At 31.5% G+C, this 21,344-nt stretch carries 14 protein-coding genes and 1 CRISPR repeat array; of the genes, 12 read left to right on the top strand and 2 right to left on the bottom strand.

Going from position 1 to position 21,344, the window contains the following annotated elements; genetic code table 11:
• The 4 genes from P8V03_RS18035 to P8V03_RS18020 form a co-directional block, all read left to right on the top strand.
• The coding region (locus P8V03_RS18035; protein WP_318799237.1) for an Ig-like domain-containing protein at positions 1 to 3,651 on the top strand (3,651 nt) is incomplete at its 5' end.
• Between the two features lie 150 nt (positions 3,652 to 3,801).
• Positions 3,802 to 5,760, top strand: coding sequence for a dockerin type I repeat-containing protein (locus tag P8V03_RS18030; protein ID WP_318799236.1), 1,959 nt, complete (start codon positions 3,802 to 3,804; stop codon positions 5,758 to 5,760).
• Positions 5,761 to 5,775: 15 nt separating this feature from the next.
• A complete protein-coding gene (locus tag P8V03_RS18025) occupies positions 5,776 to 7,644 on the top strand; it encodes a dockerin type I repeat-containing protein (protein ID WP_318799235.1) in 1,869 nt (622 codons plus the stop codon).
• Between the two features lie 427 nt (positions 7,645 to 8,071).
• On the top strand, positions 8,072 to 9,610 hold the full coding sequence (locus P8V03_RS18020; protein ID WP_318799234.1) for a cell wall-binding repeat-containing protein: 1,539 nt from the start codon (positions 8,072 to 8,074) through the stop codon (positions 9,608 to 9,610).
• 505 nt (positions 9,611 to 10,115) lie between these two features.
• Here the strand turns inward: P8V03_RS18020 and P8V03_RS19225 are convergent.
• Both P8V03_RS19225 and P8V03_RS18015 read right to left on the bottom strand, forming a co-directional pair.
• Complete coding sequence (locus P8V03_RS19225) at positions 10,116 to 10,298, bottom strand: IS3 family transposase (RefSeq protein ID WP_428978988.1); 183 nt, start codon at positions 10,296 to 10,298, stop codon at positions 10,116 to 10,118.
• Positions 10,295 to 10,510, bottom strand: coding sequence for a hypothetical protein (locus P8V03_RS18015; protein ID WP_318799233.1), 216 nt, complete (start codon positions 10,508 to 10,510; stop codon positions 10,295 to 10,297). The genes P8V03_RS19225 and P8V03_RS18015 overlap by 4 nt, the downstream gene beginning before the upstream one ends.
• Before the next feature lie 518 nt (positions 10,511 to 11,028).
• Between P8V03_RS18015 and cas6 the strand changes: the two genes are divergently transcribed.
• The 8 genes from cas6 to cas2 are packed head-to-tail and all read left to right on the top strand — an operon-like array spanning position 11,029 to position 19,594.
• Positions 11,029 to 11,721 carry a CRISPR-associated endoribonuclease Cas6 gene (cas6, locus tag P8V03_RS18010; protein ID WP_318799232.1) on the top strand — a complete coding sequence of 231 codons (693 nt, stop codon included), beginning with the start codon at positions 11,029 to 11,031 and terminating at the stop codon, positions 11,719 to 11,721.
• A gap of 12 nt (positions 11,722 to 11,733) precedes the next feature.
• Complete coding sequence (locus tag P8V03_RS18005) at positions 11,734 to 13,473, top strand: type I-B CRISPR-associated protein Cas8b/Csh1 (protein WP_318799231.1); 1,740 nt, start codon at positions 11,734 to 11,736, stop codon at positions 13,471 to 13,473.
• Positions 13,473 to 14,426, top strand: a complete 954-nt coding sequence (locus P8V03_RS18000) for a type I CRISPR-associated protein Cas7 (protein ID WP_318799230.1) — start codon at positions 13,473 to 13,475, stop codon at positions 14,424 to 14,426. Before P8V03_RS18005 ends, P8V03_RS18000 begins: the two co-directional genes overlap by 1 nt.
• A gap of 3 nt (positions 14,427 to 14,429) precedes the next feature.
• Positions 14,430 to 15,209: a type I-B CRISPR-associated protein Cas5b gene (gene cas5b / locus P8V03_RS17995; RefSeq protein WP_318799229.1), complete on the top strand. Its 780-nt coding sequence runs from the start codon at positions 14,430 to 14,432 to the stop codon at positions 15,207 to 15,209.
• Between the two features lie 44 nt (positions 15,210 to 15,253).
• Positions 15,254 to 17,803, top strand: coding sequence for a CRISPR-associated helicase Cas3' (gene cas3 / locus P8V03_RS17990; protein WP_318799228.1), 2,550 nt, complete (start codon positions 15,254 to 15,256; stop codon positions 17,801 to 17,803).
• Complete coding sequence (locus P8V03_RS17985) at positions 17,800 to 18,294, top strand: CRISPR-associated protein Cas4 (RefSeq protein WP_318799227.1); 495 nt, start codon at positions 17,800 to 17,802, stop codon at positions 18,292 to 18,294. The genes cas3 and P8V03_RS17985 overlap by 4 nt, the downstream gene beginning before the upstream one ends.
• A gap of 9 nt (positions 18,295 to 18,303) precedes the next feature.
• Positions 18,304 to 19,302 carry a type I-B CRISPR-associated endonuclease Cas1b gene (gene cas1b / locus P8V03_RS17980; protein ID WP_318799226.1) on the top strand — a complete coding sequence of 333 codons (999 nt, stop codon included), beginning with the start codon at positions 18,304 to 18,306 and terminating at the stop codon, positions 19,300 to 19,302.
• Between the two features lies 1 nt (position 19,303).
• Positions 19,304 to 19,594: a CRISPR-associated endonuclease Cas2 gene (gene cas2, locus P8V03_RS17975; RefSeq protein WP_318799225.1), complete on the top strand. Its 291-nt coding sequence runs from the start codon at positions 19,304 to 19,306 to the stop codon at positions 19,592 to 19,594.
• A gap of 177 nt (positions 19,595 to 19,771) precedes the next feature.
• A CRISPR array of direct repeats spans positions 19,772 to 21,309; the repeat unit is 30 nt; unit sequence GCTTAACCTTAACATGAGATGTATTTAAAT.
• Between the last annotated feature and the right edge of the window lie 35 nt (positions 21,310 to 21,344).

The following is a 21,344-nucleotide window of genomic DNA, read 5'->3' as shown; positions in this document are numbered from 1 at the left end:
GTAGATTTATTAAATCTGCCAACTACAGTGGAAATAACATTGAGAGATGGAAGTACTGTAAATGCAAACGTAGCATGGGATACATCAAGCTATAATGGAAGTACAGCAGGAACATATACATTAGCAGGAACAATAATAAGTCCAGAGAACGTAACAAACAACAATAATTTACAAGCTTCTATAAATGTTACAGTTGAATCTCCTATTGTTACTACTAAGAATATAACTCTTGTAACTAACCCTCTGGACATAACTGTACCTTACAGAACAGGTGCATTCGGATTGCCAGCTACTGTAGGTATAACTTTAGACGATGGAAGTACTGTTCAAGCTGATGTAACATGGGATACATCAAGCTATAACGGAAGTATAGTTGGAACATATACATTAACAGGAACAATAACAAACCCAGCGAATGTAACAAATACAGGAAACCTTACTGCATCAGTAAAGGTGATAGTAAAAGCACCAACTTCGAGAATAGTTAATGTTTTACCAATGGAAGATATAAATGTAGCATTTAATACACCGTTATCTTCTGTAAATTTACCTAGTAAAGCACATGCTTTAATAATTCCTCCAGGACCATTACCATTCCAAATGCCTATGGATATTGATGTAAGTTGGAATTTAGATAACACCAATTATAATTCAAGTGTTCCAGGAACTTACACAATAATAGGAACATTCAGGCTATCTGATGGAATGGAGAATTCAGGGAATGTAGTTCCTTCTATAAAGGTAGTAGTTGGAAGTCCAGTATTAAGTAGTGAAAAAGAGATAATAGGAACAACAATAGGAACATTAACAAATGGAGCTATAACAGAATTAGCAAGGGGAACAAAGGTAAGTGAATTAAAGACAGGGGTAACAGTATCACAAAAGGCAAGAGTGGAAATATTAGAAACTGCAGGGGGAAATGCAGTAACAGATGAAGCAACTACAGATGTAACCTCAACGATGGTGATAAAGGTAACAGCAGAAGATGGAAGTAGCGCAGAATATACCATAGGAATGGCAATAGAACATACAGAAGCACCATTGGCAGACAACATAACAGTAACAAATAATAATCTAGGAACTCCCGATACTATAGTAGTATCAGGAGTGAATGCAGGAGATAAAGTAAGGGTATATGACTCATTGACAGGAGGTACATTGCTAGGAGAAGCTATAGCAATGGGAGTTGGATCATTCTCAATGGCAACGATAACTGTACCTCAACTAGGGGTGGAAGCAGGAAAGGTATATGTAAGTACAACAAGCCCCGAAAAACTGGAAAGTGTAAGAACTGAAAAGTCATATGCAGCAGAAGTAATTAGCAATATTGTTTATAACCTAAATGATGATAATAGTGAGGGATCTCTGCGAAAAGTAGTTGAAAAAGCAAAAGACGGAGATACTATAACTTTTGACCAAAATTTAAATGGAACAATTATACTTTTAAGTCATATTGATATTGATAAAGACATTAAAATAGTAGGAGATACTAGAGGTGTCTTAACTATAAGTGGAAACGACAATAATAGAATATTTAATATTGGAGCTGGAAAAAATGTTGAGCTGTCCTACTTAAACTTTACAAAGGGTACAGATAACAATAGCATATACCTAGATGATGAAAATAATCCAGATAATCGCGGTGGAGCTATTCATAATTTAGGAAACCTAATAGTAAATAATTCTAACTTTTATCAGAACAGTGCATTTTTCTCAGGAGGAGCAATTACATCATGGCAGGGTTCTACATTAGTAGTTAACAACTCAACCTTTAGTGGCAATAAGGCTGGTAGTGAGGCAATACCAGCTATTGGGGGAGCAATATATGGATACTTAGATGCAAATATAACAGTAAACAACTCAACCTTTAGCGGCAATTCCGCAGGATCAGAAGGCTTTGGAGGCGCAATTTGGATCGAGAGTGATGATCTCATAGTGAATAGTTCAACGATTAGTGGTAACACTGCTAGAGTAGGCGGCGGAATTTGTGCGGGAACTGAGGCAAATGTAACATTAAAAAATACAATAGTATCAGATAATGGTACAGAGGATATAAGCGCTTCAGTAAATGCAAATAATTCCTTAATTTCAACTATTCACGGCTATAACTTGGTAAGCGGTAGTAATAATATAATTGGACAAAGTGCAAATCTTGGACAACTGCAAAATAATGGTGGCACAACCCAAACCATGATGCCAAACGTAGGAAGTCCAGTGATTGATGCAGGTGATGACAACGGAGTTTCGGAAACAGATCAAAGAGGCTTGCCACGTAGGCAAGGCAACCATGTTGATATTGGAGCTGTGGAAAGTAGCGAAACTGCAGAACCAGCACCAACAACGCCAACAGCAACAGAAATTACACTTCTGCCAGGTCCAAATGTAGGAGCAGCAACTGCAGGAAACACTGTTATAACTGGATTAAAGGCGGGAGAAGTGTATAAAGTAACAGAATTGCCAACAGGCATGGTAGGAATGCCAGGAATTCAACCTGTATTTATGTATACAACTAGAACAGGAACTCTAACAACAGATTTATCACAAATAGCACCATTAGACCCAGGAGTTACACAAATCACAGGTCTTACAAATGGAAAAACCTATGGAATAGAAACAAATGTTGTCTATAAAGCTATTGACGATGGCAGTAAAGGAACCTTAAGTGAGGTAGTAAAAAGTGCAGAGGATGGAAGCGTAATTACCTTTGTCAGGGGATTGGAATTACATCCACTTAATAAAAGCTTAAATATTAGTAAAAGAATTGTAATAGATGGTAGGGCCTCCATATTTACTGGATCTACTATTGATAGTAATATAACGTTGAGTGGTGGCAATACGACTCAGATATTCAATATTGATTCAAATGGTGAATTGTTAATAGGTAATTTAAATATTATTAATGGAACAGATGCTAATTCAGACTATTCTGGTGGAGCTATCTACAATGAAGGAAAATTAGAAGTTTTCCAATCAACCTTCTCTAATAATAAGTCAACTGGCTTTGGAGGTGCTATTAATAATAAAGGAACTTTAAGGGTTCTTGGTTCAAGCTTTACAGAAAATGAATCGATTGGTTTTGGAGGTGCAATATATGCTGCTCCAGGTTCGTATAATTCAATAGAACGTTCATCGTACTTTGAAAAAAATTCAGCTAGGGGAGAAAATGGAGATGGTGGAGCTATATATGGTGAAAATTGTACTATAGCAATATATAATTCACGAATAGAGAATAACTATGCTGAAGGTTCCGGTGGGGGAGTTGCTATGTCAATTGGTGATGAATCTATATTAAATAGAGACAACTATACTTTTATAAATAATAACACTGCAGCAAACGGTTCACAGGACATAGCTATTCCTTTAAGTGTAAATGCATCAATGACATATGGAGAGGACCAATTAGATGTATATGTAGGTACGCAACTTATTGTAGGCAGAAAATTATATTGCAGATTTATAAGTTCAAGTACGCCTCTAACTAAAATAGATGAAACAATTGAACTATCTAGTGGTCAGTGGACGGAAATAGACTATGGTGCAGACAATATTATAGATTTGAACACTGGAGATATCATAGAAGTGGTAGAAGTAGAAGAAGGGTCAAATAAAGTAACAAGGTGTTCAAAAGTTGACTATCCTCTTGGACATTAATACTAATAGAGCTAAGGCAACAGGATAACTGTATCAGAAAATAGGTTTGTAATATACTTACAATTAATTCGCTAAAAAAGTCTTTTAACAAGAGCAGATGTAGGAAAATAAATACTGCATCTGCTTTTATTAAAATTAGGAGGTAGTAACATGTTAAAAACAATAAGAGACATCAATGAAAGTTATCCTTTTTTAAAGAAGATTAGAGTTAAAGAGACTCTCACTGGTTTGGCTGTTGCTTTATTCATTACTATGCTAAATTACAATTGTGTCCTTGCAGTGGCTCCTGCTGACCAGAATTTTGATTCTATTCCTATTCAAGAAAGTCCTATACAAGATAATCCTTTTTTGAACCTGAATGGAGTAATTTACTCAACAGATTCAACACATGATGCATTGAGAGTAGATACAATCAGTAATATAACAGGAAACTTACCAACGCTAGGAATAGGGAATGGATTATCAAGTAATTGGTATGGAACCAATACGGGAACATATTTCCAATTTGCTTCTGCAAACAATACGAATAATTTTAAAGTGCTTTCTCTAAGAGCAGAGGTTTGGGGTGGTGGTTCTGGAACTGCTGAAAAATATATAATTAGTGGTTATGATAATGGAGTGCAAAAGGTAAGTGCTACCGTTAACTTTACAGCAAGTGGTACTTATGGATTGGGAAACGCATCAATTATTTATAATAGGCAGACAACACCTGCAGAGGAAGTGAGCTCAGGTAATATGGCTAATGCAGGGCTTTTAACCTTTGGTAGTGACTGGAATAATATCGACCAAGTAAGGTTTACTGTGGCAGATAACAAAATTCTTGCGGTATTTATTGATCAGATTGACTTTTCAAATCCAATAATAACAACCCAACTACAGCAAGTTACAAATGTGCAGCTTTCTCCACTAGGAATAGCTAGTTGGGATGATATATACAATGAATCAGGTTACGAACTACAGCTTTATAAGGATGGTGTCCCTCAAGGAAATGTCGTTTTAAAGAATGCTAACACAACAACCCATAGTTTTATATCAGATATGAGGGCAGCAGGGGTAGGGAATTATACTGTTAAAGTTGTGGCAAAGGGAGACAGAATAAGTTATCTGGATAGCGTTCAGTCAGCTCCATCGCCATCGCAAACAGTAGTACAACTTGGTACGGTATCTACAGGTCTCCTATGGACTGGTAATATAGCACATTGGGATGCAGTTACAAATGCCTTAAGTTATGATGTACAGTTGTACAAGGAAGGAGTAGAGCAAGGTTCTCCATTAAATGTACTTGCAGCAAATATCGCAAATGGCCAAGATTTTACAGATACTATTTTATCACTAGGAAACGGAGCTTATACTTACAAAGTAACAGCTAAAGGTAACGACACATTAATATTAGATGGTATGCAGTCAGGAGTATCCGACAATAATATAAAGCTGTTGGAAATAACTACCATTTCAGTAACCGCTGGAAGAGGATTAGGAAGAGCTGATAAGAAACTAGAATTTGCAAATGTAAAGATACCTTTTTTTATAGACTCTCAAAGTTTTTTAAAGGATCTTACAAGTTATTCTTTTGATATTCTTTATGATCCAACAAAAGTAGGGACAGTAACAGTAGATACTTCTAGTGGCATGACTAAACCAACGATAGGAGCACCAGTAATCGATGGCTCAAAAGAAAGGGTAACTTTAACTTGGAGTGGAACTTTTACAGAGGATTTAGTATCAATTTATAATGCAAATAAAGGAGTTCTATTTAAGTTGAATTTCGTTACTAAACCAGACTTTGTGGCAGATGGAACTAACATAGAAGTTGGGACAGGTAGTTTTAACTTTGGAACAGGAGTTTCAAGTAGTAATATTGTAAGGGTTAATGGAAAGATAATGTTTGGTATTTATGGAGATATAGATGGAGACGGAAAAATAACTTCAGCAGACAGTAACTTAGTTAACAAGTATACTACAGGAAGAAAGAGTTTTATTACAGGAGAAGTAAAAGAAACAGCAGCAGATGTAAATGCAGATGGGCATATAACATCCGCAGACGCAACAGAAATTTTAAATTATATTTCAGGAAAATTAAGTACTTTAAAAACTTTATTTGGATATTAATTGGAGATGAGTGATATGAAAAAGTTAGTAAAAATATTGAATTTATCATCAATAATCTTTTCATCAATCTTATTTATGTTTATTTTAACCATAAATACTACAGAAGTCTATGCGGCGTCTTATACAGTTACTAATACAGATGATAGTGGCAATGGTTCTTTACGGTGGGCTATTACTCAAGCTGGCATAGACGGTAATGGCGATATAACTTTCAATCCATCACTGGCGGGATCAACTATTACATTATTATCTGACTTGACAACATGGAATAGCAATAATTGGAGTAGTGTATCACTTGGTAACAATTCTGGAAGCTTTACTCTTACAGGACTAACAGATGTATCAGGGGCTCCTAGTATAACTATAAATGGCAATGGTCATACTGGAATATTAGCTACCGGATCTGGAAACTTCAGCATAAGCAATTTGAAATTTACGGGTTTTTACTTATCATCTGTTAATGATTCCAGTTACGATCTTTTTGGTTGTGCCATTGCAACAGGTGGAAACTACAGCAACATAAATTTAATAAATAATATATTTGAAGTGAATTCATATGAGGCCTCTTTTCAGGGTGGCATTGTGTCACTTAGTGCAAATGCAGAACCTTATTTAGTCAACATAGATAGATGTATTTTTTCCAATAATACTCTTTCGTCCATTAAGAGTGATGGAAACAATCTATCTGCTGTAGCAGCACTTTATGTTTCTGCTGAAGATTCTGTTTATATAACTAATTCATTATTTTACAATAATGCATCAACTGCAAGAAATTCTCTTCAAGCTTACAGTAGTGCAATGTACTTAAATGGTGGTCATATCAAAGCATATAATAATACTTTTTATGGTAATAGTTTAATTAATAGTAGTGGTCCAGCTAGTGGAGCAGTTGTTATACTTGGAGGAGGAAGTTCATTAGGTAATACCTATGATGAGCATAATAATATTATTATAAATAATACTGCTAACGGAGTTATAAGTGATATTGCAAATTATAAAGGTAATACCATAGTTAACAGTGGAATCAACCTTAGATCTGGAACAAATATATTCGTAAATCCAAGGAGTGGTGATTTTCATTTGTCAAGCACTGCAACAACAGCTATTGATCAGGGGAATAATACTTATGCTCATGGAACACAGGGTCTGGGAAGTAATTCTCGTATAGTAAACGGAACTGTGGACTTGGGTGCTTATGAATATGAATTGGTATCAACTCCACCTATCTCAGTAACCGCTGGAAGAGGATTAGGAAGAGCAGATAAGAAACCAGAATTTGCAAATGCAAAGATACCTTTTGTTATAGATTCTAAAAGCTTTTCAAAGAACCTTACAGGCTACTCTTTTGATGTGCTTTATGACCCAACAAAAGTAGAGGAAGTAACAGTAGATAGTTCTAGTGGTATGACCAAACCGACGATAGGAGCACCGGTAGCTGATGGTTCAAAGGAAAGGGTGACTTTAACTTGGAGTGGAACTTTTACAGAGGATTTAGCAGCAATTTATAATGCAAATAAAGGAGTTTTATTTAAGTTGAATTTCGTCACTAAACCAACCTTTGTATCTGATGAGACTAATATAGAGATAGGGACAGGCTCTTTTAGCTTTATAACAGGAGTTTCAAGTAGTAATATTCAAGGGACTAATGGAAAGATAATGTTTGGTATTTATGGAGATGTAGATGGAGATGGCAAGATTACATCAGCAGATGCCAACTTAATCAATAAATATGTGTTAGGAAGAACATCTGTAATTACGAGTGAAGCAAAACTAATAGCAGCGGATGTAAATGGAGATGGAAAGATAACTTCCCAAGATGCAACAGAGATTTTAAATTATGTGTCAGGCAGACAAAGTACTTTAAGGACTTTGATCGGATATTAATATTTAGCAAAAATAAATTGAATCTACGATATGAGAAATTATTGTATATTTAATATAACAAATTAAAAAGTATATTAAAAGCTAGGTATTTACAACCATTCATCAGAATAACTTCTTTTGAAATATGGTATATAACCAAAGAAATTAAAATCTAATGAAAAGGATCTACTAAAAAGTAGACCCCCTAGATTGATTACAAAGAGTGCTGTCTCACAGTTAGAAAATTTCTAAGTATGACAGCACTCTTTGTTTTTAGGTATGAAAGATAAAGGTTATACAAAAGAATTAATCAATGCCTATGTTTATTGTATTTATAAAAAAATAGATACAGCAGCATCACTAATTCTTTAAATGGGCTGTATTAATTGTAGTATTACTATTTACAGTGTATAATATATGTAAAACATGTAAAAAAGAGGGGATAAAAATGGGTATTAAAAAATATGTTTTTAGTTTATTTATCATGGCATTAGCATTTTTTTCAATGAATCCAGTTACTGTATTTGCGGATTCGCCAGTAACATCTACTGACTTTTATAGAGCTTATACTGATGTTAGTATTGTAAAAACAGCTAAAGAAAAGGGAGCTGTAGACCAAGAAATAGCTAATTATTTACACTCAAGTAAAAATCCTATTGATGTTAAAGCAGCAGTTATTAATGCATTAGGTTGGGACTTAGAAGGTAAAAATAATGCAGAAAACTATGTTAAGTTAATTTATTCAAATAGTATAGACAAACTAGATATAGAGTCGCTGTCTGGAGATGAAATTTTCTGTATAAGCTATATGATGGCTTTAGATGATTATTTTCATGTTGATAAGGCCTTGCCATTAATGGAGAAAGCTTACGAAAAAAATAACACTAGTTTTACAATTGCAATAGTTAGAAGCATTATAAAGGGACAAGCTATTACCAGTGAGGATTGGGGAAGGATTTGGACTAATACAGCAAGTGTTTTAGATGATAAAACCCTTGCAAAAGATATGAGACAAGAAGCAATAGATATTATTGTAGAATATATGAAATTATATGAAAAGTATCCAGTAGGTACTACCATTACAACTAATAGAATGTGGGGAGCTGATAGATACGATACATCAGCAAAAATATGTGAAAAAGGTTGGACTCAAAGTGATTATGTAGTAATAGCTTCAGGAGAAGACTTTCCTGACTCCTTAGGCGCAGCACCATTAGCTAAAAAGTACAATGCACCAATATTGCTAAATACTCGAGACAGTTTATTACCACAGGTATCATCACAGATAGATAGGTTAAAAGCTAAATATGCCATACTGGTAGGTGGACAAGGATCACTGTCTTTAAAGGTAGAAGCTGCTATAAGAACTAAAGGATTAGATATTGTTAGATTATCTGGTCCAACTAGATATGATACATCTATAAGCATAGCAAATAGAGTAGGTAACAATGGTGAGATTATTATAACAACTGGAACTGATTTTAGCGATGGGTTAAGTGCAGCACCTATGGCTGCTAAAGCAGGAATACCAATTATACTAGTGCCAAAGGATACTGTACCAGATGCTGTTAAAAATTATTTGGCTAATAATAAAATAACTAAAACAATAGTATTAGGAGATACAGATGTAATTAGTGATAATGTAGCTAATCAATTCCCAGCAGTGGAAAGAATAACAGGTAAGAATAAATTTGAGAGAAATGTTAATATCATAAATAAATTTTCAAGTGATATTAGTTTCAGTAAAATTTGTGTAGCATCTGGAGATAACTTTCCAGACGCCTTATCTGGAACAGCATACTGTGCTTTGAATTCAGAACCAATAATCTTACTGTCTAACGAAGGAGTTCCGCCTGTAACAAGTTCATTTGTGGCATCTAAATCAGGAATTGTAACTGAGATAGATGTTTTAGGAGGAGATGCTTCTGTAGAAGATTCTATGGTAAGTAGTACGGTTTATCAGCTTACAAACAGTACAAAGAATTAAGACGGGAAATTTTATCAATGCAATGAAGAGGGCTACAGGAATCTAGGTGGCAAGCCTACTTAGATTCTTTTTTATATGGGTAGAGTGGTAATGCTGCTACTGAACTAACACATACAGCAATTCCTAGCACGATGTGATTTATATTGGTCATATCCTGTAATATTGGATTTCATAAAGTCAAGAAAAGTTAAAACAAACCATTGTAAAGTGTGGGGTGACTAATAAGATTAATAATTTACCAGCAATATATAAAAATAAAATGTATTTAAGGCCTTAAGAAATAAGGAGAGAAGGGACTTTTAAATTTCGTTTTCTTAGAAATGAAAAATAGCTGGTAAAATTTTAAGAACCTCTTTTATTTTCAACAGGGATGAGGGTATAATGAAAAAAGAAATGGCTATTTTACAGTGCTAAACCTTAACATGAGATGTATTTAATAAGTAAGATGTCTATTTGAATACAATGTTATTCATGCTAAACCTTAACATGAGATGTATTTAATATTTTACCTTTTTCCTATCCTACTACAAAACTCCCCTGGAGTTAAATAACCGCTTGAGGTGTGAATTCTTTCATTACTACAAAATATCCCAACATATTCAAGTACAGTTGCTATAGCTTTATATCGGGTTTTAAAGTTGTTTTTATAAAGCCATTGGCATTTAAGTTTGCTCCAGAATGATTTCATAGAAGCATTGTCTCAGTAGCTGCCTTCACATGATATGCTGTAGATAAAATTATACTCTTTAACAATATTAAAATCCTCTGTCTAAGTGCAAAATAATATTTAGTAAGCTTTTCAGCACTTTTATAAGCGTCATTTAGCGAAGCTATAACCGGACTTTCTGTTATTCTCTCACTCATTGAGAATTTAATAATTTTTTGTTCATATAAGTTCATAATTCCAGCTATATAGAATCAACCTTCGTCTGTACATAGCTAGGGCATGTCACTAACCATTTTTTCACTAGAGTTGCTTACAGTGAACTCTCCATTAAGGATATTTTTTACTACTGGAAGTTTATGATCAAAATTAGTAGTAGTTTTCTATATTCTCTTTCCTACCTCTAGTTTAAATTCTGAACTATATTGTTTGTTCTTTAATATCGTTTCCTTCAGTTTTAGTATGATATGAGGTTATTGTATCAATGAAAGTGAGGAAGGGTCATTTATGTGCAAGGTACATATTTTTGGATAAAAACCTAAAATTGTGTGCTTTTTACGGAGACAAGTAAATATTAAAAAATGACAGTGATTTAAAGGTATGCATTATGTTAACTTGCGTGTATAAATGTAGGCTTTTATAGTGAACCAATTTGTGAAACATAGTGAAATTATATGTCTAGAAAAGGATATTGAAGAAATGTTATTTACAAATTACTACAAAAAAGTTAATATAATGATTAGGAGGGGATTATATGAAGGTATATGAAATATCCCTTCTAGTATTCTTACTAGAAGAGATTAGCTCAGAGAATGTCTTTATAAAAATATCGGGTTTTATTGATAGTGGTATGTCAAAAGTACCAGAATTATTGGAGCTACATAATCAAAATATATATAAAAACTACTGTTTCAATTCATTCTATCCCATCGAGCAAGATAAGAAATACAAACAAGGAAAAACATACACAATTCAATTAAGAACTATAGATAAAAATTTAGCTGACTTTTTTTACACAAAACTAGTAAACCATTTCAATGATTCAATTAAAGGGTTAACAGCAAAAATTAGAATCGTGCCTAAAAAACATATAGAAAAAATATACTCCATTACTCCAGTTGTTTTAAAAAATGATGGAGGGTATTGGAAAGGAAAGCTTTCGTTGACGGATTTTGAAAGAAGACTTAAGGAAAATCTAATAAAGAAATATAATTTACTTATGAATACAAAGGTAAATGAGGAGTTCCAATTATACACTTCAATTGAATTTAAAAATCATAAACCTGTGGCTATTAATTATAAAGGTAAAAAAATACTAGGAGATAAAATATCAATACATATAAGTGATGAAAAGATATCTCAAGATATTGCATATATGTCCCTTGGAACCGGAGTTTTAGAAATGAATGCTAGGGGTGCAGGGTATGTAAATTATAAATGGCTGTAGGGAGGTGGTTTTGTGTTAAATCAAGCACTGGAAATATTTAAAAAGGAATATGACGAAAAAGGAGATTCTCTGATTTTAGATAGCTATATACCTGCTGATGGAACTTATGTAATTGTTAAACCTAAAGGTGGTAGCTTTGAAGTAGATGAGATCATAGATATAAAGCTAAATAAAGAAATAAAGGATATAGATAGAACAAATAAATATATTCCATTTATCTGTTTTGCTGATTATAATAGTAATATTTTAACTAATAATAAGCCAATTGATAATAAAATGATATCAAGTAACAACTATTTATCATTTTTTATTAAAAAAGATAACATAGCTAATAAGAAACTAAGCAATGAGATAATAGATAGATATTATGATTCATTAGAAGATTTACATAAAAAATATAGTGAAAAGACTGCTGAGATATATAGGACTGTTGAAAAGGAGATAGGTCTTATAGACAAGGAGAAACTTAATAAGATAAGAGCATGGATAAAAGAAAACATATTTAATTTTATATATAGTAAATCAGAAAAAAACTATCTAAAGGTGTTTTTTCTATATTCTTATGAGGAGTATGAAAAAGAAGTAAAGAGGTATCTAATACCAAAAGTTTATGCTAAAAATGATTATAATAACGTAATTAATGATACAATTTATGGATTGCCTAATGATAACATGGGTCTGAATTCTAAAAAACCTTATTTGGGAAATAATACGAGAAAGGAAACAGCTCCATATTTAATTAGTCAGAAGGAAGTATTATTGCAAAAAAAGTTTTTTGATTATTTACTAAATCAAAGTTTAGTTGGAAGAAACAATATTTATATGTTTGATGATAAGATTTTATCTTTAGAAAAAGAAGTTTTACCTAATAAAGAATTCAAAGGAATGTATTTTAGAATAAAAAAACATCAAGACAAGATAAAAACAGAAGCTGAAATATTAGATTTTGATATAATTTCTAATTATAGACCAGAACTTATTAAGACATTTGAATACAAAAACATATTGGAAATTGATTATGATAAATTAAATGGAGTATATGACACATATAAAACGCTAGAAAGTATGCAAAAAATTATTAATGAAATACTATTCAGCAAAAAATTAGTATCTAACTATTTTACAGCTACTAAAGAAATACATATTAATGATGAGGTACTGAAAAACAACCTTTTTACGGCTAGAACAGCATTATTTAATTGGTTTTATAAAGGTGTAGACAAAAATATCTGGCAGCTTTTAAATAAGGTGTCTTTAAGTTTGGTAAAGGGTTCTATAAAAAACGGAGATATGACTAAGGTAGCTGACCAGTTTAATTTAAGAATTTCCTTAATGGATCATTTTGGGGAGGAAGAGAAAATGGCTGATATTATATTTAATATAAAAGAAAATTTAAGAAAAAAAATAAATAACAAAGATGATAAAGTTTTTGTAAGTATAGAAGGAGATAGAGAGTATTATTTTGCTGTTGGGCAGTTAGTAAGTTTTTTTATATCAAAAAGTAAAGCTAAGAAAAAGCCACTTTCTTACATTAATCAGTTCATAAACGTTAACAAAGATAAGGTAATTAAATATAAACTAGAATTGTTATTTAAAAGATATAATTATAATATAGAAGGATTCAGATTTAATAATATTTATAAAATGATACTTGGGTACCAACCGGATGAAAAGGTTGATGAAGACATGATTATAGCAGGATACTTACATAGTAATTTATTATATGAAAAGGATGAGGAGGTTAAAAAATAATGAATAAAAGAGTTTATGGGATTTTAGGAATATCATCAATAATGGCAAACTGGAACGCTGATTTTACAGGTTATCCTAAAACTACTTCTAGTGGAGAAGTTTTTGGCAGCGATAAGGCCTTTAAGTATCCTATGAAAAAAATGTGGGACAATCAAGGAGAAAAGGTATTATATATAAAATCAATGAAGTTATCAGAAGGAAAGAAAGGAGAAGTAGAATTAATACCAAGATCACTTAAAGAGAGGTATGAGTATATCTTCAATGAAGAGGATTTAAAGAAAAATAAGGACAGTAAAAAAGTACTGACTAATTTGTTTTCAGCTATAGATGTAAAGAATTTTGGAGCTACTTTTGCAGAAGAAGGAAATAACATATCAATAACAGGAGCGGTACAGATTGGTCAAGGCTTTAATAAACATGAAGATTCTTATGCAGAAGAACAGCAAATATTATCTCCTTTTAGAGATGCATCAGATAAAGGAAATAAGAAAGAAGATCAGGAAGAAGCGAAGAGTTCTACATTAGGAACTAAAATTGTAAGTAACGAGGCACATTATTTTTACCCATTTACTGTTAACCCATTAGCTTATAAGGAATTTGCAGAATTAGGAGTTACAGAAGGCTATACAGAAGAGGACTATAGAAAATTTAAGGAAGCTTCAATATGTGCAGCGACATCCTTTGCAACAAATTCTAAGGTAGGCTGCGAAAATGAATTTGCACTATTTGTTGAAACTAAGAGTAATTTATATCTTCCTAATCTATGTCAATATGTGGAATTTGAAAAGAGGGAAGGGAAAAACACAATTAGTATAAACTGTGGAGAGCTGATAAATTCTTTAAGAGACAGAATTATATCTGTAGAAATATATTACAATCCATATACTACAGAAATTAATACAGATATAGAGGAGTGTAAGAAATACAATATATTTACGAAGCAAGAGGTGTAGTACATGGAGGTTATAAAATTTAACTTAGGAGGCAGGTTTGCTTTTTTCAAAAAGCCAGAGGTAAACAGTTATTTATATTTTACCTATGGAAATATTCACCGAGTAGCTCTTCTTGGAATCTTTGGGGCAGTATTAGGATATAAAGGTTATAATCAGATGGATTTTCTTAAGCGATATAATAAGGACTTTAAGGAAATTGGAGAAAAGGGAGAATATCAGTATCCTGAATTTTATTCTAAGTTAAAGCATCTAAAGATAGCAATAACACCTATGGAAGTGAATATAAATAAAAAGGTTCAAGTTTTTAATAATTCTGTTGGATACGCTTCGAAAGAGCAGGGAGGCAATTTAATAGTAAAAGAGCAGTGGCTTGAAAATCCAAGCTGGGATATTTATGTAGCAATCGAAGACGAAGAAGGAAAAAAGCTAGCTAAAGCCTTATTGGGAAGAAATTTTGTTTACATACCTTATTTGGGAAAGAATGATCATTTAGCAGATATAACTAAAGTAAACCTTATAAAAGATATTGGTGAAGCAAATGAGTTTAGTAATATTAATAGTTTATTCTTAAAAGATGATTTTCAATTTATTGAATATGATGAGTTTGATACTCTAGAGGATGATATAAATATCTTTAAATACGAAGAGAAATTACCTATGGGACTAGAGGAGCAAACTAATAAGTATGAATTTAAAACTTTAATATTCACAAATAATAACTTAAAGAAGGTTAATGAAGTTAGGGTTTATAGGGTTCAGAATAAAAATATAGTATTTATCTAGGAGGAGGGAGTTCCCTCCTCTAATCATATAGAAAGGAGGAAAATATGTACTTTGATAATGTTACAACACTTAAAATAGAAGAGTTAACTAATAGCAAGTACTCCATATATGCTCACATAAAAAATGAGTGCAATGAACCTTTAGAAGATCATATTGCTCTTTGTATAAAATACTTTTTTAGAATTATAAGATGTAAAGGATTATGTAGTATATTTGAAAAAGTGGAAGAAGAATTTTTTAGTGGATTTTCAAAAGAAGCATCAAATCTATTTAGAGAAATGCTATTAAATACTTTTGTATTGCATGATATAGGAAAGATAAATCCATACTTTCAAAAGGCCAGATTAGGGAATGATTTAAATATAAAAGAGGCTGAAAGCTATAGTAACTCTCATCACTCCATGTTGTCATCAGTTATTTATATGGATCACTATTTTTCTATAATAAAAGATTTTAAAAGAGAAGAAAGGGATTTATTACTGGATTTCATGACAATGAATGCCTATGTAATATCAAGGCACCATGGACAGTTAAATTCTTTTGAGGAATTTAAAGAAAAGTTCAAAGAAGATGGTGAGGGAGAAAAACTACTAGATAGTCAGAAAAGGTTACATGAATACACTTATGCAAGAAGAATTAGCCTAAAAGCGTCAACTATAATAAAGATATTTAACAGGATAAATAGCAATAAAAACAAAGATCTTTCAGTATATAGGTATATATATGAAAGATTTATGCTATCAATGCTTGTTGCTTGTGATTTCTATGCTACTTCAGAATTTACGGATGGAGTAGAGATAAAGGATATAGGTGTTATTAACAATATAGAGGAGTTTTATAATACCTACAAAGAAGGATACATATATAAACTTATAAGAAAGTATGAAAAAGAAAGTTATGGTAAACAGAAGGACTTTTCTAAGGTAACAGATATTAATATATTAAGGAATGAAATGTTTTTAGATACAGAGAAAAGTCTAGAGAACAACATAGATTCGGATATATTCTACTTAGAAGCACCTACAGGAAGTGGAAAGAGTAATGCAGCTACTAATTTAAGCTTTAAACTAATAGAAAAGGACAAAAGCAAAAATAAAATATTCTATGTTTATCCTTTTAACACTTTAGTAGAGCAGAATATAACCACATTAGAAAAAGTTTTTGAAAAGGAAGAGAGCATACTAAATAAAATAGCTGTAATAAATTCTATAGAACCAATAAAAGTAGATGAGAAAGCTTATAGAAATGAGGATGAAGATGGCCAAATAGAGTATTATAAAAAAGCTCTTCTTAACAGACAGTTTCTAAATTACCCCATGGTATTGACTACCCATGTGACACTCTTTAAATATTTCTTTGGGATATCAAAAGAGGATATTTTTCCACTGCATCAGCTAGCTAACAGCATCATTGTTCTAGATGAGGTGCAGAGCTATAAAAATTTAATCTGGGGAGAAATAATAACCTTTTTAACCTGTTATGCAAAACTTTTAAATATTAAATTTATAATTATGTCTGCTACATTGCCAGATTTAAATAAGCTGACTTTAAGCATGGGGAATACGGTAAGGCTTGTTGAAGATAGAGATAGATATTTTAAAAATCCTATATTTAAGAATAGAGTAGAGGTAGATTATTCCTTATTGGCCTCTGAAGAGGTATTTGAAGAGTTATATCATCATGTAAAAGAAAAAAGTTTAGCACATAAAAAAATATTGGTGGAGTTTATAAGTAAGAATAATGCCTATAAATTTTATAACAAACTAAAAGAAGATGGAGAAGTATTGTGCCAAGTTGAATTGATGACTGGTGATGATAACATTAGCGAAAGAGACAGGATATTAGAAAAAGTTAAGACAAGTGAGGAAATTATATTGGTAGCTACTCAAGTAGTAGAAGCTGGGGTAGATATTGACATGGATATTGGCTATAAGAACATTTCATTACTAGACAGTGAAGAACAATTTTTAGGAAGAATAAATAGATCCTGTAAAAAGTCAGGCTGTATAGTTTACTTTTTTAAGTTAGATGAAGCTACAACTATTTACAGAGAAGATATAAGAAACAATAAGGACATTACCTTAAATCATGAATTTACAAGAAAGGTATTGGTAGAAAAGGATTTTGACAGGTTCTATGACGTGGTTATAAAAAGGTTGAAGAATATAACTGGAGGGGTCAATAGGCTAAATATTGAGAATTTCTTTTATGATGAGGTTGGAAAGTTGAACTTTAGAGAAGTAGATAAAAGAATGCAGTTAATATCAGACGATAGAAAGGAAATATCTGTTTATCTAAGCAGCGATCTAGTGAAAAGTGATGGAGAAAAAATATATGGGGATGAAGTATGGGAAAAGTATAAAGAATTACTTTCAGATACTGATATGGACTATGCAGAAAAAAGAGTTAAGCTATCTAAGATAAGAGCGGATATGAATAATTTTATATATAAAATAAAATGGAATACAAATTTTCCGTACAATGATAGAATTGGAGAGCTCTATTACATTGAGGAGGGTAATAAATATTTTAAAGATGGTAAGCTTGACAAAGAAAAATTTGTTAGTGGAATAGGGGATTTTATAGAACTATGAAAGTAAATGGAACTTTAATAAATTATTATTTTCATTGTAAAAGGCAGTGTTATTTGCATGGTAATAGACTTAATCTTGAGGATAACAGTGAGAATGTAAAAATAGGGAAGGCGATTCATGAGGAAAAAAGCTCTAGGAGCAGCAATAGTGAAATTACTATAGATAACATAAAAATTGATAAGCTTACAAGTGAATACTTAGTAGAAATAAAAAAGTCAGATGCAGATGTGGAGGCTTGCAAATGGCAGCTAATATATTATTTAAAGGTATTAAGAGATAAAGGTATAGAGAGAAAAGGAAGGCTAGAGTTTGTTGAAAAGAATAAAGGAAATAATAAGATTTTATATTTTGAACTCAGTGATGAAATTTTAGAGCAATTAGATAGACACATTAGGGCTATTAAAATTTTACTGGAAGAACAAAGTATTCCAGAAGTATTAAACAAGCCTAAATGTAAAAAATGTGCCTATTACGAATATTGTTATATATAGGAGGTACAAATGGGGAGCACAAGATATATAGCCTCTATGGGAGAGTTAACTAGAAAGGACAACTCTTTATGTTTTAGAAAAGATGGAAAGAACATATATATTCCCATAGAAAATACAAAGGAGATATATTGTTTAAATGAAATTAGCATAAATACTAAGCTGTTGGATTTTATAGCAGCTAACAATATTGTTATGCACTTTTTTAATTATTATGAAGGATATAGTGGAAGTTTCTATCCTAAAAATCAGTATAACAGTGGAAAACTATTAATTAAACAAGCAGATGTTTTTAGTAACAGAAGGCTAGAGGTAGCAAAACCAATTGTAGCAGGTATAGGTGCTAACATAGGAGAGGTGCTTTATCATTATTACAAGCACAATAAAAAAGAGGTAAAGGAGACTATTGATTGGATAAAAGGAGACTTTAAAGTAAGGGTTGAACAAAGCAAAGGTATAAAAGAATTAATGGCAGTAGAAGGGGAGCTGTGGCAAAGGTTCTATAGTGAATTTAAAAATATATTACCAGAGGATTTTATAATGAATAAAAGGGTAAAAAGACCACCGGATAACCCAATTAATGCATTAATATCTTTTGGAAATACCTTATTGTATACTAAAACCATATCAGCTATATATAGAACTCATTTAGATCAAAGGATCAGTTTTTTGCATGAACCATCAGAAGGTAGGTTTTCTTTGAGTTTAGATATAAGTGAGGTATTCAAGCCTGTAATTGTCTATAAAACTATATTTGAACTGGTAAATAATAAGAAGCTGCAGGTAGCTAAACATTTTGATAAAAAGGTTAACTATTGCTTACTAAATGAAGAGGGAAGAAATATATTCATACAAGCCTTCGAAGAAAGACTAGAATCTGTATTTTTGCAGCCTAAGTTAAAAAGAAAGGTTAGTTATAGAACAGCAATAAAGCTTGATTGTTACAAGTTAATAAAGTTTATTTTAGAAGGTAAAGAATTTATTCCATTTAGTCTTAAGGAGAACATTTAATATGAGTAAGAACTTAAATTTTAATTATGCATTTCTTTTTTATGATGTGAAAGAAAAAAGAGTTCAAAGGGTATTTAAGGTTTGTAAAAAGTACTTATCTCATTTTCAGAAGTCTGTTTTTAGGGGAGAGATAACACCTTCAAAATTAATATCTCTTAGAAAAGACTTAAATAAAGTTATTGATAAAAATGAGGATTTTGTATGTATAATTAAGTTATTTAATGACAATGTTTTTGGGGAAGAAGTGTTAGGTGTAAGAGAGAATGCTACTGGCGAAGATTTAATTTTGTAATTTTACCAGCGATAAAAAATAAAAAAATTATATAAGCTATTGATATTACAAGCATTGAGCCTATTTTTTAAAGGGTGTATTAGGATTTTGAAATTTAGCTGGTAAAAGTTTCGGGAAACTATTTATTTTCAATAGGTTTAGGAATATAATTGGATTGAAAAGTGGCTGTTTTCAGTGGCTTAACCTTAACATGAGATGTATTTAAATGATATTAAAGAGCTGCGACAAGCTTAATAGACTTATGCTTAACCTTAACATGAGATGTATTTAAATCGTATTTGTTTTAGGCAAGTAGAAGAAAGTAGTTAGCTTAACCTTAACATGAGATGTATTTAAATGCTTATTGAGGTTTTATCACTTCCAGAGGAAACTAGGCTTAACCTTAACATGAGATGTATTTAAATGTTTTTAGCATATTTATCTTTTACGATAACCTCGTCGCTTAACCTTAACATGAGATGTATTTAAATCTAGAATTACTTGAAAGGATAGAAAGGGATTTTGAAAGCTTAACCTTAACATGAGATGTATTTAAATCAAACGAGTACACGATATGAGAATGTTATTGTAAACGCTTAACCTTAACATGAGATGTATTTAAATTTAAATATTTTCTATATTTCTTTGATTTTTCTTTCGCTTAACCTTAACATGAGATGTATTTAAATGATAAGAAGCTATGAATAGGAGGTAATACTATGCAGGCTTAACCTTAACATGAGATGTATTTAAATAGTGGGAATATTTACGTTACTTATGATACTGGAAAGCTTAACCTTAACATGAGATGTATTTAAATTAAAATCTTTTCTTTAACCAGTGAAGCTGTGATATAGCTTAACCTTAACATGAGATGTATTTAAATTTTATATATTTTCTTACATAAGCCATACTTAAAGGCGCTTAACCTTAACATGAGATGTATTTAAATATCCCTATTTTATGCCTTACAAAATGTACGCTTATCGCTTAACCTTAACATGAGATGTATTTAAATTTATTTTCCATTAACATTCTCTCTGCTGTATCTAGGCTTAACCTTAACATGAGATGTATTTAAATTCAAAAAACACTTTCATTGAGGACACTTCGTTAGGCTTAACCTTAACATGAGATGTATTTAAATCCGTTTAAGGTGGATAAAAGCCTTAGTATTTCTAAGGCTTAACCTTAACATGAGATGTATTTAAATTTTTATTTGGATTTTTCAAATCTGGTCTTTCATTAAGCTTAACCTTAACATGAGATGTATTTAAATCTATCTATAGTAATTGATGGCGTAGCACCTCTATTGCTTAACCTTAACATGAGATGTATTTAAATAAAACTATAAAACCATCATCTATCAAGTATTTATCGCTTAACCTTAACATGAGATGTATTTAAATTTAAGTTGCTTTTGTAACTCAAGTAAATCATTTTCGCTTAACCTTAACATGAGATGTATTTAAATCAAGTTCCCTCATCTCTTTTACAACCTTCTTGACTGCTTAACCTTAACATGAGATGTATTTAAATTAAACGCTCCAGTTATCAAGTAATGTTTTTAACACCGCTTAACCTTAACATGAGATGTATTTAAATAAGTAAGTCAAATAACCAAACATCAATAGCTATATGCTTAACCTTAACATGAGATGTATTTAAATACAATTTTCAGGTGGTAATATTCCATCTAGTTCTTTGCTTAACCTTAACATGAGATGTATTTAAATTAGCTTAACGAAATTGAAATTAGCATTATAGATAA

The organism is Clostridium tanneri, assembly GCF_033659955.1.
Classification (GTDB): Bacteria; Bacillota; Clostridia; order Clostridiales; family Clostridiaceae; genus Clostridium_AM; species Clostridium_AM tanneri.
This window is presented reverse-complemented; position numbering and strand designations above follow the sequence as displayed.